Here is a 16,153-nt window from a genome sequence, read left to right as displayed (position 1 = left end):
ATGTTACAAAAGCTCTATATCGAAACGCATGGCTGCCAGATGAATGAATACGATTCGGCGAGTATGCATAATCTTTTATTTCATTCTCATCATTTAGTCTTGACTAAAGATCCCAACGAAGCGGATGTTATTTTATTAAACACCTGTTCGATTCGTGAAAAAGCGCAAGAAAAAGTTTTTTCGCAGCTCGGGCAATGGCGTAAACTTAAAGCATTGCGATCCCACATCATTATCGCTGTAGGTGGCTGCGTCGCAAGTCAAGAAGGTGCAGGCATTATTCAGCGCGCACCTTTTGTGGACATCGTATTTGGTCCTCAAACTTTGCATCGACTTCCGGATATGATCAATCAAGTTTTAGAAAAAAAACGAGCCGTGGTGGACATTTCCTTTCCAGAAATCGAAAAATTTGATCATCTACCCACTCCAAGAGCGGAAGGTCCACGTGCATTTGTATCTATCATGGAGGGATGCAACAAATATTGCAGTTTTTGTGTCGTTCCTTACACACGCGGTGAAGAAATTAGCCGTCCTTTAGATGATGTGCTTGCAGAAATTGTACAACTGAGTGAACAAGGTGTCCGTGAGGTGACCTTGTTAGGTCAAAATGTTAACGACTATCAAGGTCCACGCTATGAAGGTGGCACTGCAGATTTAGCCGATTTAATTCGATATATTTCTGCACTCGATGATATTTTACGTATACGATTTACCACCTCTCACCCTTTAGCGTTTTCAGATCGCCTCATTCAAGCGTATGCTGATGTACCAAAATTAGCCGATCATTTGCATTTACCCGTGCAAAGTGGTTCAGATCGAGTTTTAGCCGCCATGAAGCGTGGTTACACAGGCTTAGAATTTAAATCTAAAATTCGTAAATTGCGCAAAGTTCGACCTGATATTGCGATATCTTCAGATTTTATTATTGGATTCCCTGGGGAAACTGAAGCTGACTTTCAAGCCACACTTAATTTAGTGGAGTCCATAGGCTTTGATAATTCATTTAGTTTTATTTATAGTCGTCGACCCGGAACACCCGCCGCCGAGCTTTCTGATGATGTAACAAGCGCAGAAAAAAAACAACGTTTACAGATCCTGCAAAATCTTCTAGTATTTCAAGGACAAACCCTAAGTAAAAAAATGCTTGGTCAGGTCCATCAAATATTGGTTGAAGGTCCTTCTAAGAAAAATGAAAATGAACTGCAAGGACGCACAGAAAATAACCGCGTGGTTAACTTCAGAGGTCACACGCGCTTAATAGGGCAATTAGTTCCTATTACTATTACTGAGGTATTAAGAAACTCTTTACGAGGAGAATTAATAGTAAATTGAATACACAAGCTTATACTTTTCAACTTATTCCAGAAGACAATCACCGTTTAGCAAATCTTTGTGGTCCATTTGATCAGCATTTACGTCAAATTGAACAAAAACTCAACGTTTGTATCTATAATCGTGGTCATGACTTTCAGATTAATGGTCCTAACACGGCTGTTGAAATTGCTGCCAAAGTATTACATCATCTTTACGCAGAAACCGGCACTAAAAAAACCACATTGACTTCAAATACTATCCATTTAGTGCTACAGACGGCTCAAACTGATCCCACTATGACACTAAAGCCTCCCAAAACTCCCGGTATAATGATTCAAACCAAACGTGGCCCCATCAAACCACATAGCCCGAATCAAAGTTTATATATCGAACGTATTTTAAATCACGATATTAATTTTGGTTTAGGTCCAGCGGGGACAGGAAAAACTTACTTAGCTGTCGCTTGTGCCGTGGCCGCGTTAGAAAAGGAACAAATTAGTCGCGTAGTACTCGTTAGACCTGCTGTTGAAGCCGGGGAGAAATTAGGATTTTTACCAGGTGATTTTTCACAAAAGCTCGACCCCTATTTTCGCCCACTTTATGATGCATTAAATGACATGCTCGGTTTTGAGCTAGTGATGCAACTCGTCGAACAACATATTATTGAAGTGGTTCCATTGGCTTATATGCGCGGACGTACCTTAAATGATGCTTTCATTATTTTAGATGAGGCACAAAATACGACGAAAGAACAAATGAAAATGTTTTTAACGCGTATAGGATTTAACTCTAAAGTAGTTGTGAGTGGTGATACGACACAAACCGATTTGCCACGTGGCCTAGAATCAGGCTTGTGTCACTGTTTAAGTATTTTAAAAAATATAAAGGGTATCAGCTTTACTGAATTTCAAATGCAAGATATTGTTAGGCATACTTTAGTACAAGCAATATTACAAGCCTATGCGCAAAACGAAAATCAAAGAAAAGCGCATTAAAATCACAATACAAATCATTGCTAGTAACACTTTTATTCCTAGCCGTTATTTCCTACAGCGATGGGTAAACAAAGCTTTGGCAAAGCAAGTAGGACCTAACGAAATAAACATACGACTCGTCAATAAAAAGGAAAGTGCTGACCTTAATAACACTTATCGACATAAAAAAGGCCCTACTAATATTTTATCTTTTCCCTTTGAGCCGCCACCTGAAGTTTCCTCTGTTTTTTTAGGCGATTTAGTGATATGTGCCGCCCTTGTTAATCAACAAGCTAAACAACAAGCAAAAAACCGCCTCGCTCATTGGGCACATCTTATTATTCATGGTTGTTTACACTTGAAAGGTTATGATCATATTGATGATAAAGATGCTAGCAAAATGGAAACAGTAGAAATTCAAATATTGAAGGAATTAGGTTATGAAAACCCCTACCTCTGACGATAAAATTAGATTTAAAAAAAATCGTCAGCCCTGGTTAAAACGTGTTCATCAAGTTTTCAAACAAGGACCAAGAAATAGAAAACAACTCATTGAGTTATTGTATTATGCTAAACAACGCAATTTACTCAATGCACAAGCGTTGAAAATGCTAGAAGGTGTATTACAAATCTCTGACATACACGTCCGGGATATTATGGTTCCACATGCCAAAATTACAGTTATTCATGAAAAAGCACATTTGGCAGAACTGTTACCCATGGTCATTGAATCTGGCCACTCGCGTTTCCCGGTTATCAATGATGAACGACGCGTCATTGGTTTATTATTGGCAAAAGATTTACTTAAATACAATCCTTTAGCCCATCAAAGCAGCTTTGATATCCACGACATCTTAAGACCTGTAGTTTTTATACCCGAAAGTAAGCGCTTAGACAGTTTACTCGAAGAATTTCAACATAAACATTATCATATGGCTATCGTTGTTGACGAATATGGCGCTGTTTCTGGTCTGGTCACTATTGAAGATGTTTTAGAAGAAATTGTTGGCGAAATTGAGGATGAATATGATGCTAATGACGAAGTTTTTATCCAGGAACAAAACCCGAATCAATTTATTGTCAAAGCGATGATGCCTATTGAAAATTTTAATGACTTTTTTAATTCTAATTTGGCAACCAATCAATTTGATACGATAGGTGGCGTAATCGCGAATCGTTTTGGTTACTTACCGAAACGTGGCGCCAGCATTACTATTCATCCTTTTCACTTTAAAGTTTTACGTGCGGATAATCGACTTATTCGTTTATTACAAGTTACCATTGAAAAAACCTCACACTGAAAATTGGAATTCTTAAGATGAAATTAAACGATACTTCACTTTTTCAACAAGGCTGTTATATCAGTGGGAAATGGGTGCTGGCAAAAAAAACCATTACAATTAATAATCCCGCTACTGGAGAAATTATTGGAACCGTTCCAGATTTAGAACCAGCAAACATACTCGATGCAATTTCTGCAGCCGATGCAGCTTGGCCGATATGGCGATCCAAAACCGCCGCAGAACGTGGTGAATTGTTATACCGTTGGTATACATTGATTTTAGAGAATATCAATGATTTAGCACTTTTACTCACACTAGAACAAGGCAAACCACTTAAAGAAGCCATGGAAGAAATTCGTTACGGCGCTTCTTTCATTCAATGGTTCGCTGAAGAAGGCAAACGCGTATACGGCGACATTATACCTGCGCCATTAACCAAGCAGCATTTGTTTGTTAGCAAACAATCGGTCGGTGTAGTAGGCGCTATTACCCCCTGGAATTTTCCTAACGCCATGATTACACGTAAATGTGCACCGGCTTTAGCTGCCGGCTGCACTATCATACTTAAACCTTCAGTATTAACGCCTTTTTCCGCAATGGCATTGGCGGTACTCGCGGAAAAAGCCGGAATACCGGCCGGTGTGTTTAACATCGTCACCGGTGATTCTGAATTGATTGGCAATATTTTCACTGACAGCCCTTCGCTACGCAAAATTTCTTTCACGGGTTCTACTGCCATTGGGAAATTATTAATGCAAAGAGCGGCTAACTCAGTAAAAAAAATATCCTTAGAATTAGGTGGTAATGCACCTTTTATTGTCTTTGATGATGCCGATATCGATCAGGCGATCCTTGGCGCCATTGCATCGAAATTTCGTAATAGTGGACAAACGTGTATTTGTACCAACCGTTTTTATGTTCATGAAAAAATCTATGCAATTTTTGCGAAAAAATTAGCTCACACCATTCAACAATTAAAAGTAGGTAATGGTTTAGAAGATAATATTCAGATAGGGCCATTGATCAATGAACCAGCGATCAAGAAAGTAGAAAAACATATTGCAGATGCGCTACAACAAGGCGCGGAATTGGTATGCGGAGGAAAAGTACATGCTTTAGGTGGAAATTTTTTCCAGCCGACACTCTTAAAAAATTGTACAGATAAAATGCTAATCGCTAAAGAAGAAACTTTTGGTCCCATAGCCGCTTTATTTAAATTTTCTGAAGAACAAGAAGTCATTCATTTAGCAAATGCCACTGAATACGGACTTGCAGCATACTTTTATACGCAAAATGTCAATCGTGTTATTCATGTCGCTGAACAACTCGATTATGGTATTGTCGGTGTCAACACCGGGCGCGCTTCATATGCAGTCGCTCCCTTTGGTGGTTTCAAACAATCCGGTATCGGCCGCGAAGGCTCAAAATATGGTATTGAAGACTATTTAGAAATTAAATACGTTTGTTTAAATACTAATTAATACGATTTTTTTTTGAGAAGCTTCACTTGCACTGCTGTACCCTTCATCATCCGAACTGATATTTTGATTATTATAAGGTTCGGGCAAACGATTAAAAAACTGAGGGTTACCTAATAAATCTTCTTGGGTTAGTCGCGAATACTGAATTCTTTTAGCTTGCGCGGTAGAAATATTATTAGGTTCTTTGGGTTGGATTAAAGTATTGAATATACCCCTCACTGAATCTCTCATTCCATTTTCATCGGGAATGTAAGAAATAATATCTTCGCAATCAATGTCGGAAGGTGGAATTTTTCGTAATAGAAATTGTATATAGTCTGATCTAAAAAATTTATAAGCATCTTCTGGCAAGAATAAACCATATAATTCTACAATTTCTTTTTCATTGAAATTATTTAAAATTATCTGTATGTTTGGTAGATTAAAAATTTCATACCGATTTTCGTAGGGTAATCCTATTAAGATCAAGCTTAATTTTAGAATCTTATCGATACAAGTTAATTGATTTTCTTCAATTATACTTTTAACAAAATTATAAAATTGCTGAGCATTCTCCGAGCGTCTTGAATCTTCTATTTCTTCCCAAGTGATTGTCATAATGTTAGTCACTGATTTAAAAAAATCAATACTAATAAATTTTTCTTAAACAAATATTAAATACGCAAATTTTTTTCTGACTATTCCTTAGCATTGAAAAAATTAAAACTTGTTGGTAATAACAAGACAAAATTATTGTTCAAATTCTCTTAAATTTGATTCCTGTAAGAGAAAAGCTATAATTTCAAATTATTTCATTTAACGAGTAGTAAAAATGGATATTAACTTAAGTGGAAAAAAGATTCTTATTATCACATCAAATACGGGTGTTGAAAAATCGGAATTATTAGTTCCTATTGCTTTTCTAAAAAAGCTTAACGCAGAAATTACACACGCTGCTATTCATCGAGGCAAAGTACAAACTTTAGTTAACGATGTCGATAAAGACGAAATAGTTAAAGCGAGTACTGATCTTTCCTCGATTCATTTTTCAGAATATGATGCGCTTATTATACCCGGAGGAACAGTAAATTCAGATAAACTTAGAATCGATCCACAGGCTGTTAAGCTTGTAAGTGAATTTGCAAGGAACCAGAAATTGATTGCTGCCATCTGTCATGCTCCTTGGATCTTAATCGAGGCTAAGCTTGTTGCCGGTCGCGAAATGACTTCTTATTATTCAATCAAGACCGATTTGATTAATGCGGGAGCGAAATGGCTCGATCAAGCCGTTGTAACATCGAATAAAGAAGCTAGCTGCCTAATAACTTCACGTCAACCAAAGGATCTAGATAATTTCTCAAAGGCAATCGCGCATGAATTAAACAAACAAAAGCACTGACATGTTTGATTTTGAAATAAATCTGGTAAATTTTTATAAACACATAAAAATAAATTAGGTAACAGAAAATTTATTTTCAAATTTTCAAGAAAATCTCTTCTCTTTAACTTAATTTATTTTTTTAGAATTTTCCACAGGTGCATATCACTCACACCCTTCTTTACTAAATTAAATACCTCTAGTAATTACCTTTGGTATTAGATCTGGCATAGTTTTGTGATTATTGTTAGGGTTAAAAATTTTCGATGATTGCTTTGGCGTTGTAACAGGACTAATTGAATTTAACAATCTTTTATTGAAATTTTCGGGCAAATAGTTCAATAATTCTTTATAAGCATCTATAGTAAAATAAGCTTTCTGTTGTTGTAAATTTTTTACTTGATCTTGTATATAAGGAAGTTTTAAAAACTTAATGGCATCATGGGGTGGAAAAAGTTTAATAAATTTACAAATCTCTTTCGCATTTTCAAAAACGATATCTAGATTTTGTACATTAACGTATTTTTTAAAAAAATCTAGCTTTTCTCTTGCCAGACGTTGGTTAATTTTAATACTTAATAATTCTAGTGATTCGTTTTTAATCTCTGTTTTTTTTGATAAATTATTCAGTTGAGGTAAATCGTTACGCCTAAAAAGTTCAGTCGTATTTTCTGGAAAACTTGTTTGCGATATAGAATTAACCTTATGTTCTACATTCCCCGCGAATTTACTCAAGAATTTCTTATCGGATTTTATAAGTAATTTATCGAAAGATATATTTCTTTTTTCGCGTGTCACACTAACTTCTCGCTTATAAATTTCTTTCTCTCTTTGTCCTGTCAAGAAAAGTGTGTGGCATCTAGTTGTATTGTTTAGTTTATTGATGCTATTAACTAGTTTTTTGTGATGTATTGTATAGATACCAGAATGCTCTTCATTTTTAACAAAAAAGGTATTCCAAATTTTTTTCCTATCTGAGGATAATAGGTTCTTAAAATCAGAATCTCTTGCTAAACAAGTTTCAAGCTCTTTTATATCTGTTTCAGTTAGATTGATTTTAATATCAAAATTTTCTATTAAAAGCTTTAAAGCTTTTAAACGATCGGAATTAGCAAATAAAAACAGAATGGCTTTTAATTGAGCAGCTTTCAGTTCAAATTTCTTTAATTTTGTTAACTCAGAATTAATAAACAACGGTATTAAAGTTTCAAGAACAATACAACGAGTAACAGTGTGGAATAAAGATAAAACTGATACTAACTGAGTAGACTTCAGTTCAATATTCTTTAATTCATTTGTATTGGAAAGGAAAGGTTTTACTAATTCTAAAGCGATAAACTTATGATGCTCCGAAAATAAAGATAAAAACTCTTTTAGTTGAGCAGGATTAATTTGGAATGGTTTTAAGTTATTTTCCTTAATTAATTTTTTTAATTCTTTAATTCTATTAGAAAATTCAACTTTTTTAAACTCAACTAATAAATTTAAGTTTTGAATTTTTTGGCAGTTTTCATTTTTTGCTGTTTGAATATCTTTAGCCATAATTTTTTATTATTAGAATAGCCGACATAGTCTAACAGAAAAATTTTAAGTTACAATTACAAAAACTATGCTTTACACCTACAACACATTATGTAACTTTAATTAACAATATTTGTAAATTTATAAATTAGTTTTAACAATAGACTAATTGATAACGTTATACACACGATTCATAAAAAGTTTTTAAGGTTTTTTTAATTAACTTCTATTTTATCCTCATAGTCTTAACTACGAACGGTTTGTAAAGCTTTTAAACATATAAGAGTTTTATATTTATTTTTCTTATTACTAATATTCTGTTGTATTCTTAAAATTTATATTTTATATTCTGCGCCTTCAAGATGAATGAATTATTATTCATTTTAGTAGAAGAACAAAAATATTTTATAATAGGGTGTTTATGCCAAATAATAATAATAATAAAATTACTAACAAATATATTGATTGGATTGCACATGGGACTGGACACAATTGTGATGAACATTCTTGTAGTTATGTTGATTATGATCATAATCAGCAAGGATATAAAAAAAATGAACAATTTACCAAAAAATTTGGACATGTAAAAATTACTTTATTTATTCCATCTCATTTAGAAAAGATTTATCAAAGTAAGTCAAAACAATTATCTGACACAGTCATTAATACCTTCGAAAAGTTAGAAAAATTCTTTCCTCGAAACGTGCAAGGATCGATGAATATCGTTCTGAGTCTATGTCAAACAGGGGAGCGCGGTTGTACTTCAGCTTTAGGAGTAACTTCTTCTCAACAGTCTGGAAACACTTATACAACCTTTATTCAAGTAAGACATGTATCCGACTGGCAACAGCTATTAGGAACACTAATACATGAATCGGATCATGCTTGGCGACAACAAAATTACCAAAAAGCAGTCACTGGTACACTCTGTGAAGGTTTAGCCTCTTTTACTGCAGAAGGTCCCTGTAGCTCAGAAAAAATTAATTTCTCCAGAAATCAACGTACGGTTCCTTCTTTTAATTATATTTTCGATGATAATCATGGCGGCGATTTTATAAAACTATATAGGTGGGGATATTTTGTAGCTTGGTATTTTAGCCAAACCTTAAATCAGAATGAATTTAATAAACTCGTTAAATTAAATGCCTATCAGATTGCTAACCAATATGGGAATCATTATTCGGCATTTACAAAATTCTTCAATAATATAGAAGAATTTTGTCAACAAAATCCAAATATTCAATTAAAGGATGCCATTAAATGGGTAGAAAAAAAACCTAGCACACAAATTACGTCTAGAAATGGTTCGGCAAATTCTCAAAATATTATTCCTAATGCAAAAAATACGATAACAATCAATGGCCATACCTTAACAGCCCCTTTCGAAATAATAGTACATGGTATGGATGGATGCGCTGGATGTGGAGCAGCTAAAGATATTCTGAACCGACATGACATTAAATTTAAATATACTACTCAACAAACTACAGAACAATGTAATGGAAAGTATTATCCCTATGTGCCTAAAATATTTATTAACGGTTTGTGCCTTACCAGTGAAGAGCTTGAGAATTTAGAACAGCCCGGCATATTAGCTCAGTTAGTCAAGGCCCAAAAATTCCCCAACATTAATTCCATTCCGGTTAACATAACAAACTTAAGCATAAAAAACAGAACGGTAACAGGTAGAGAAAAAGTAAAAATAATTGGCTCAGCAGGAGGCTGTGGTTTGTGTGCTCAAACTAAAAAAATCCTAGATCAAAAGAATATAAAATATACCTACTATTTACAAACCCAATATGATCCAACACCTGGAAGATGCAATGAGGAATTGGATGTTATTCCGAAAGTATACTTTGGTGAAGACCCTGATTCTCCTTGTGTTAGTTTATCTCAGTTAAAACAATTAGATAAAGATGGTCTTTTAGACTCATTTGCAAAACTACAAACACAAAATAGTCAATCCAATCCAGAAGCTGCTAGCGCACCTCCTCCCAGCTTATCTTTTGGTACACCAGAAGAAAACCCAAACTGGCAAAGAATTTATCTAGAAAAGAATCCTGAACTTAGCGGGCTTATTTCTAATCCCAATTTTCATTTGCATTTAGAGCTAAGTGATGGAAGCAACGACGGCATACCAATGACACACGAACAATTTTTTAGCAATAAGACTCAGTTTGCCATTATTAGATATGCAATAGAAAAAAATCAATTGCAACTTGACATTCCCGAACAAAATTATTTCACCTTAAAGACAATTGACGCCCATGCAGTTGGAGCAAACCAAATCTGTTGGGATAGATCAGGTAATAAACATTATTTGCAAGATAATCAATGGTTTAGTAAACATAATCATGGTGGTCAATCCTGCCAAGAAGGTTTAGAAAAGGCTTTAATAGAAAGTCTTAACCGAGCTCCCTTAAAAGAAACAATAGAACTTTTAAAAAATCCCATCAATAATCAAAACAACCCAATAGAAATAACATCAAGAATTCAGCCTGGCGCTGATCAACCTGTTACTCAGCAAGCAACTACACAAAAACCTGTGTACACACAACGACCGATTATTAAGTCCCCAATACCTCAAGAATCTTTACAAGTCGTATCGGTGCAAACAATGAACAAAATGAAGGATATTTTACAGAGTTCTGATGACCCCTATCTTCAAGACATAGCGAAATTTCAACGTTGGCAAGATTTCAAAACCGTATTAGATCTGCAACCCGCTCCTATCAGTGAACTCATGACACCCGATGGAAAACTTTTCGCAACTCTGGTTATTGATGCTAAATGTCCTCCTCTGTTATTGGAAGAAATGATTCGGCGCGGCCTACCATTAGATACCCTTATGACAAGTTCTCCGCTTACTACGCGCGACTATATATTAAAAACTTGTCCGGATATCACTACTCGTGAACTTTTAGATAGATATCAGTCACATAACAATATCAATTATGATACACCCGCTTTTAATCCCGCAATTGAGGAAGATCGTCTCCAAACCCTAAAAAATTTAAAACAGCAAGAAGCTAACTTGATAACATCAAAGAGTGATGCTCTTGTAGAAACACTTGCCTATCAAAGTGGTGAAGGTGTTGCGCAAGGCTTTGTCTCTTTCCTTACTGCCGAGATCACTCAGTATCTAGAAAAACGTTTCTCACAAAATTCTCTATTAAAATTTTGGTTGCCGCATATAGTCTCAGCTATGCTACAGTCAGCGTTAAGCCTAATGCGTTACCCTATTCTGAACAATACTTTTTGGCAGGATGAGGAAGAATCACAAGATTCCAGGAAAATGCTTGAAGCACTTAGCGTTTACTTTTTTTCTGTTTTAGCCACGGGTATTGCTGTCAATATGGCTATTACCAAGACTAAACACTTTATTGAAAAAAAATATGGAGCCACTGCAGGAACCAGTAAAGCACTTAATTTTATATTACCCTATCTAGCTACACTGGCTAATTTACCTTCTTTACTTTTAAGTCAATCTACTTATACCCATCAAGCTATAGCATTCAGTGGTTTTTTTGTTAATTTAGCGACTCGTGGCACAACTTTTGCCACTTTAAAATGGCTACGAGAAAAATGCTGTCCTTCTTCTCACTCAACTCCTGATGATGCGACGGAAATGCAAACGCTTAACCAAGATTCGATTTATGAGAATACGAAATATCCAATAATCTCTTCTCCTTCAGAGATCAGTCCTTTCTTCGCTGCACAAAAAAATACGCAATCCTTTCCTAATCATCCTGAGCAAAGCTTGACTTACGAGAATATAACTCCTGATAAACCAACAACACAAATAATAGGATCATATATTAATAATAAAAATTCCCTATTTAGTAACCCAATCCGTAAAGAACAAACGCAAGCTTTTGCTAATCATCTAGATAACTTAAGATCTTTTACTGCTATTGATAATAACAGCAAAACTTTTTTTGCAACTCCATTCCCTCCACCATCTGAACATAATTCTCTATTACCAACTCAGAGAAAAGATAAAGGCAAAGCAATGTTTGCTAGAGCCGCGGCTGCAGCAAGCAAAAATTAAAAATTAGATTGTTCTTTGTTACTATCCCACATTGCGTGGGATAGTACTTGTCATAGAATAAAAATAAAACAGCTATTTATGAGTTAATCCGATGATAGTAGAAGTTTATTCATTACCTGATTGCCTTAACTGTGAAACCATTGAAAATCTACTTATAGAAAAAGGAATATTGTATACACTTGTCTACGATATACAAGCTAAGACTAGAGCAATAGAAATCGGCAAATGTAAAAAAGAAACAATTCCATGTCTATTTGTGCCTAATCAAAGAAAAGTAGCTTTACAGAAAAGTAGACAACCCATAAATACTCCATATCCCTTAGTATTTAAAGATAGTATTTACATCCCCAATAACTCTTTACAAAACGATGACTTCTCTTCTTTAGACATCTATGTTCATAGTTTACCTGAGATAATTGTATATGGCAGAGGCTCGTCTTGTTTCAATTGTTATCAAACTAAACAATTACTACAAAGTAAGAATTTAAAATATACCTATATTGACACCCTTTTAAAGCCTAATGCTGATCCTAAACCTCGAAAATGTGGAAAGCAAATTTTCACATCGTTCCCCAAAATAATTATAAACGGTCAATGTATTGGTGGTTACGATGAACTTAAACAAATGAATAAAACAGGAAAATTAGATACTTTAACGCTTAAAACAAACATTAAATCTCCTATATCCAAATCGTCTACTCTTGCAAATTTAATTACAAATAACTTAGCATTCACTGAACCCACAATACCTCAAGAACCTCTGCAAATAGTTTCCGATCAAACAATGGGAAAAATGCATGACATTTTACACAACGCTGAAGATCCTTATCTCAAAGACATGGCAAGATTTCAAAGTTGGCGAAATTTCAAAACCGTATTAGATCTGCAACCCGCTCCTATTAGTGAACTCATGACACCGGATGGAAAACCCTTCGCAACCCTGGTTATCGATGCTAAATGTCCTCCACTGTTATTGGAAGAAATGATTCGGCGCGGCCTACCATTAGATACCCGTATGACGAGTTATTCGCTTACTACTCGCGACTATATACTAAAAACGTGTCCGGATATCACCACTCGTGAACTTTTAGATAGGTATCAGTCACATAACAATATCAATTATGATACACCCGCTTTTAACCCCGCAATTGAGGAAGATCGCTTCCAAACCTTAAAAAGTTTAAAAAAGTTAGAAGCTAACTTGATAACATCAAAGAGTGATGTTCTTATAGAAACGCTTATCTATCAAGGCGGTGAAGGTATTGCACAAGGCTTTGTCTCTTTTTTTACTGCTGAGATCACTCAGTATCTAGAAAAACGTTTCTCAGGAAATTCCCTGTTAAGATTTTGGCTACCTCAGATAACCTCAGCTATGATACAGTCTGCAGTAAGTCTAATGCTTTATCCAATTCTGAAAAATACTTTTTGGCAGGATGAAGAAGAATCACAAGATTCCAGGAAAATGCTTGAAGCACTTAGCGTTTACTTTTTTTCTGTTTTGGCCACGGGTATTGCTGTCAATATGGCTATTACCAAGACTAAACACTTTATTGAAAAAAAATATGGCGCCACTGCACGAACCAGTAAGGTACTTAACTTCATACTACCTTACCTAGCTACACTAGCTAATCTACCTTCTTTACTTTTAAGTCAAGCTACTTATACCAATCAAGCTATAGCATTCGGCGGCTTTTTTGTTAATTTAGCGACTCGTGGCACAACTTTTGCCACTTTAAAATGGCTACGAGAAAAATGCTGTCCTTCTTCTCACTCAACTCCTGATGATGCGACGGAAATGCAAACGCTTAACCAAGATTCGACTTACGATAATATAATTCCTCTTCCAGATAAACCAACCACACAAATTAGTAAACCAATCCGCAAACTACAATCGCAACCTTCTAGGTTCTTTCCCAAACCTGTTACTAAGGCAGGTACATCCTCAACCCAATCTTTTCGTCCCAGTGAGTTAGTGGAAGCATTTGCAAAACGCGCAAACAAACTAAATAATATTAATAATAATTCCCATAAGTGAATTGACATAGATTTCCATTCTAGTAATTTCTTAGCGCACCTAGCAGCCTTCTAGGTTTGTTTATTTTCTATTGCATGTTTTAATGGGTTATGGGAGTCATATATCCTCCGTCAGAACTGGGTGGAATACTTTCATAAATATGATCTATGGGATTTTGTGTTGGTTGATTGGAAAACAAATTGATTCTCTGAGTACTATGCCAACTACTTCTTAATGAACTAAAAAAACTTGATGTGTTACTACTAACTGCCCCCGTTCTATTCATTCGTTCGAACAAACCTTCTAACCTATTTAAACGACTCTCGACTGAAGGCAACTCTATAGAATGATCTCCTGCACTTAAACATTTAAACTTAGATGCACAGAAATATAAAGAACGCAATCCTGTTATTTGACCTAATACATTCATTAAATAACCAATCCCTGCTTTAAAGGGACAACTAAGCCATGTACTATTCAGTGTTAACTTTGTGAATTGAATGGGTATATTGATTCTCCATCTCTGTGTTTCAAATTTATTTTTCCAGTCCCGTATTTGACCGCAGGACATTACTTCATAAATTGAAAGTAACAATGCATTCATCATAAGATGCAATAAAAATGAGCCAGTTAGATAAAGGTGTATATTTTCCCATTCTTCTAGCTCTCCTATTACCATATATCTTGTAGCTAAATGAGCCGGAAAACGCACAAAAGCACCTATCAAAGAATCAGTTAATGCTCGAATAAAGTTGCCTAAAATTATTTGTGAACAATTTTTTTTAAGCCATTTCTTAAGTAGTAAAGGAGTAAGATACTCATCAAAACCATCTAGGAATCCCGCTAAAAACTCACCTGGAAGTAACACTTGTAAACTTTTGAGTTCCAATGGTCTAAAAAAGCAGAATAAATCAGGAATTCCAAGGGATGATGATTCATTCGATGTAAAACTTTCAACTAACAAACTCAAATAATATTTGACGATTAATTTTGATTCCTCTGGACAATAGGTTTCTATTTCTTGATTTAATCTTGAAATAATATTTAGATCTGTAGAAGAACATTGGCCACTTATAAAAGGATTTACTAAATTTCCCAACGCGCTTACATTACAAGCTTCAACCACATTAACTAACTCATTTGTACAATTATTATTAAACATATTATCTCGTTAAATTAGATTAATTATTATTTAATTAATAATAATTTTGCTAGGAACGTAGTTTATAGTTTGAAAATTAAGCTTTTATTAAGACAGACTAGATATTGAAATATAAGAACAAACGCACTTTAACAGGGGTTTCACGACTTGAAATAGTTAACGAAATATCGATAGTGCTAAAATATCTACGAATGAATGACGTTGCAGCGTCTCTTCTTAGATCTTTTAAGCGGGAAAAGTGTTTTTCTATAAATTATTTAACTTTTTTTCATGATTGTTTTTTTCTATAAAAACAACTTAATTTATTTATTCCTTTTTTCTTTCGATAATTTAGAATAAACCAACTTTTACAAATAATTTGCTTCGGTAAAATTATAAACGTAAAATATACAAAATCATATCTACAATATTTATATGCATAGTTAATTCATTGCAAATTTCAAATGACTAAAAAACTATTCCACACCAGAGTGGCCAAAACCACCTGCGCCTCGATCAGTTTGTACAAACTCTGAAACCAATTCAAACTGCGTTCTAACGACCGGTACAAATACCAATTGTGCAATTCTATCCCCAGGATGGATGGCAAACTCGGTATGACCTCGATTCCAACAAGAAATTAACAGCTCACCTTGATAATCTGAATCAATGAGACCGATGAGGTTCCCAAGTACAATGCCATGTTTATGGCCAAGACCCGAGCGGGGCAAAATCACAGCCGCTAAATTTGGCTGAGCAATATAAATAGCTAAACCGGTTGATATTAATTCGGTCTGATTAGGTAATAATTGGATAGCATTCTTGTTGCAAACGCGTAAATCAAGCCCCGCTGACCCATCTGTTGCATAGCTAGGCAAAGGAAATTCTTCTCCTAATCGGGGGTCCAAAATTTTCAACTGGATGTTTTGCATTAGGCTGTCCTACGAAAAATGGACTCTCATTATAACCTAATCTAACTGTTCAATATTTAAACGTTTTTAGTGCTAATAATTGGTATTT

General features: G+C 34.8%; 12 protein-coding genes. 8 read left to right on the top strand and 4 right to left on the bottom strand.

The features are described from left to right. The 5 genes from miaB to AACL18_RS02350 are packed head-to-tail and all read left to right on the top strand — an operon-like array spanning window position 1 to window position 5,049. Window positions 1–1,329, top strand: coding sequence for a tRNA (N6-isopentenyl adenosine(37)-C2)-methylthiotransferase MiaB (gene miaB / locus AACL18_RS02370; protein ID WP_339051152.1), 1,329 nt, complete (start codon window positions 1–3; stop codon window positions 1,327–1,329). Next, window positions 1,326–2,306 carry a PhoH family protein gene (locus AACL18_RS02365; protein ID WP_339051151.1) on the top strand — a complete coding sequence of 327 codons (981 nt, stop codon included), beginning with the start codon at window positions 1,326–1,328 and terminating at the stop codon, window positions 2,304–2,306. The genes miaB and AACL18_RS02365 overlap by 4 nt, the downstream gene beginning before the upstream one ends. Beyond that, window positions 2,272–2,745 carry an rRNA maturation RNase YbeY gene (gene ybeY / locus AACL18_RS02360; protein WP_339051150.1) on the top strand — a complete coding sequence of 158 codons (474 nt, stop codon included), beginning with the start codon at window positions 2,272–2,274 and terminating at the stop codon, window positions 2,743–2,745. Before AACL18_RS02365 ends, ybeY begins: the two co-directional genes overlap by 35 nt. Beyond that, window positions 2,726–3,586 (top strand): HlyC/CorC family transporter, encoded by an 861-nt coding sequence (locus AACL18_RS02355; protein WP_339051148.1) that lies wholly within the window; start codon window positions 2,726–2,728, stop codon window positions 3,584–3,586. The genes ybeY and AACL18_RS02355 overlap by 20 nt, the downstream gene beginning before the upstream one ends. Window positions 3,587–3,603: 17 nt before the next feature. Continuing rightward, window positions 3,604–5,049, top strand: coding sequence for an NAD-dependent succinate-semialdehyde dehydrogenase (locus tag AACL18_RS02350; protein ID WP_339051147.1), 1,446 nt, complete (start codon window positions 3,604–3,606; stop codon window positions 5,047–5,049). Here the strand turns inward: AACL18_RS02350 and AACL18_RS02345 are convergent. Beyond that, the gene (locus tag AACL18_RS02345; RefSeq protein ID WP_339051146.1) at window positions 5,035–5,646 is read right to left on the bottom strand and encodes a hypothetical protein; all 612 of its coding nucleotides are present in this window, start codon (window positions 5,644–5,646) and stop codon (window positions 5,035–5,037) included. The genes AACL18_RS02350 and AACL18_RS02345 overlap by 15 nt on opposite strands. A gap of 214 nt (window positions 5,647–5,860) precedes the next feature. Here AACL18_RS02345 and AACL18_RS02340 point away from each other — a divergent pair, with 214 nt between their 5' ends. Further along, window positions 5,861–6,427 carry a DJ-1/PfpI/YhbO family deglycase/protease gene (locus AACL18_RS02340; protein WP_339051144.1) on the top strand — a complete coding sequence of 189 codons (567 nt, stop codon included), beginning with the start codon at window positions 5,861–5,863 and terminating at the stop codon, window positions 6,425–6,427. A 168-nt stretch (window positions 6,428–6,595) separates the two neighbouring features. Here the strand turns inward: AACL18_RS02340 and AACL18_RS02335 are convergent, their stop codons facing one another. Next, entirely contained in the window at window positions 6,596–7,948 is a 1,353-nt protein-coding gene (locus tag AACL18_RS02335) for a hypothetical protein (protein WP_339051143.1), read from the bottom strand. A 400-nt stretch (window positions 7,949–8,348) separates the two neighbouring features. On the opposite strand from AACL18_RS02335, the gene AACL18_RS02330 reads away from it, so the two are divergent. Both AACL18_RS02330 and AACL18_RS02325 read left to right on the top strand, forming a co-directional pair. Continuing rightward, window positions 8,349–11,978: a hypothetical protein gene (locus tag AACL18_RS02330; protein WP_339051141.1), complete on the top strand. Its 3,630-nt coding sequence runs from the start codon at window positions 8,349–8,351 to the stop codon at window positions 11,976–11,978. Window positions 11,979–12,069: 91 nt separating this feature from the next. Continuing rightward, window positions 12,070–14,013 (top strand): hypothetical protein, encoded by a 1,944-nt coding sequence (locus AACL18_RS02325; RefSeq protein WP_339051139.1) that lies wholly within the window; start codon window positions 12,070–12,072, stop codon window positions 14,011–14,013. A 79-nt stretch (window positions 14,014–14,092) separates the two neighbouring features. Here the strand turns inward: AACL18_RS02325 and AACL18_RS02320 are convergent, their stop codons facing one another. After that, complete coding sequence (locus AACL18_RS02320) at window positions 14,093–15,154, bottom strand: hypothetical protein (RefSeq protein ID WP_339051137.1); 1,062 nt, start codon at window positions 15,152–15,154, stop codon at window positions 14,093–14,095. A gap of 455 nt (window positions 15,155–15,609) precedes the next feature. Continuing rightward, window positions 15,610–16,065 (bottom strand): dUTP diphosphatase, encoded by a 456-nt coding sequence (gene dut, locus AACL18_RS02315; protein WP_339051136.1) that lies wholly within the window; start codon window positions 16,063–16,065, stop codon window positions 15,610–15,612. Window positions 16,066–16,153 lie beyond the last annotated feature (88 nt).

Source organism: Rickettsiella endosymbiont of Xylota segnis (assembly GCF_964019545.1).
Lineage (GTDB): Bacteria > Pseudomonadota > Gammaproteobacteria > Diplorickettsiales > Diplorickettsiaceae > Aquirickettsiella.
This window is presented reverse-complemented; position numbering and strand designations above follow the sequence as displayed.